We start from the raw sequence: 310 nt of genomic DNA on the forward strand, positions 1-310 counted from the left end.
GTGTGCGCAGGTAGAAATACAGAATCCAGGTACGACAACGCGTCGCTGAGAGGTTATGACGAGCCAGAGCTCTTGCTCAGCTGGTAGAAAGCGGCGATGAAGGGGATAGCGAAGCCCGTCGCGAGGTACGCAGTGAGCTTAGTAGCGAAGGCAGCCCTGTTCTTGTAGTCGAACGGGATGTGCTTGTACTCTCCGTGCATGCCGCGGGAGGGCACCGCAGCGAAGCGGCGGACAGCGAGCTGGCGCAGAGGTGCACGAACGATAAGAGACATGTTATAATGGTATGGTACGAGGTGGTGGCGAATGCAGG

General features: G+C 57.7%; 1 protein-coding gene. It reads right to left on the bottom strand.

The features are described from left to right. Positions 1 to 53: 53 nt before the first annotated feature. On the bottom strand, positions 54 to 310 hold a 257-nt coding region (locus LOK78_RS16935), incomplete at its 5' end, for a cytochrome c oxidase VIIc family protein (RefSeq protein ID WP_232635677.1).

The sequence above is a fragment of the Mangrovimonas futianensis genome, assembly GCF_021245805.1.
In the GTDB taxonomy this organism is placed as follows: Bacteria; Bacteroidota; Bacteroidia; order Flavobacteriales; family Flavobacteriaceae; genus Mangrovimonas; species Mangrovimonas futianensis.